This window comes from Streptomyces scabichelini, from assembly GCF_011045015.1.
GTDB lineage: Bacteria > Actinomycetota > Actinomycetes > Streptomycetales > Streptomycetaceae > Streptomyces > Streptomyces scabichelini.
Window position 1 is genome coordinate 1 of record NZ_JAAKZY010000483.1, and the last position, 746, is coordinate 746.

At 73.5% G+C, this 746-nt stretch carries 1 protein-coding gene and 1 pseudogene; both read right to left on the bottom strand.

Annotated features, from left to right (window positions below; genetic code table 11):
- Positions 1 to 471 (bottom strand): annotated as a pseudogene (locus G5C60_RS50815) (hypothetical protein); the annotation flags it as partial.
- Between the two features lie 56 nt (positions 472 to 527).
- A partial coding sequence (locus tag G5C60_RS50820) for a hypothetical protein (RefSeq protein ID WP_165271123.1) occupies positions 528 to 746 on the bottom strand: 219 nt, incomplete at its 5' end.

Below are 746 nucleotides of genomic sequence, written 5' to 3' on the forward strand. Positions count from 1 at the left end.
GGGGGAGGCGGCAGGGGGGTTCGCCTGCGACTCGGCGGCGCCCCTGTCCCAGGTGAGCAGCAGTGCGGCGGTGAATCCCGCCAGGGCGACCGCCACCGCGGCGACGGCCATCGCCGCACGGCGCAACCATGGCGTACGTCGGTATGCCACCGGAGGTTCGACCGGGCCCGGGCGCCCCTCGTCCACGACGGGCGGCAGTTCCTGGGTGTCGTCCTCGGCCGTCCAGGAAGCCACGGTGGCCTGGGCCGTCCGCGGAGGCGGGGTGGTCTCAGCCGTCCCCGGAGGCGGGGCGGTCTCAGCCGCCGGTACCGCGACGGCTTCGAACTCCTGGTCCCGCTGGCGCTCGCGCTCGACCGCGTTGACCATTCTCACGAGTTCCGACAGGGCCCCTGGTGGACGGCGGCGCAGGACATGGGTCGGTTCGAGCGCCGGGCGGCTCGGCTGCGGTTCGGAGTCGTACGGTGTCGACACGCTGCTCTCCCTGCCGGTGGTACTGGCCATTGATACGCGTCGCCACGCCCGGGAGTTCAACGTGCCCGAAACTCGACCTCCACGGGGGCAGCCGTCACCGTCGTACGGGGCACCCGCGCGACGAGAGCCGTCAGCTCCTCCCGCTCGGCGCCCGTGGGGAGGGCGAAGCCGCCCAGCCACTCCTCGGGGGCGGCGGCCTCGGTGGAGAGCGTGAGGGTGTAGACGTAGCGGCCGGGGTGTTCGGGGGCGAAGTGGGCGAAGGTCATGAGCGGGAG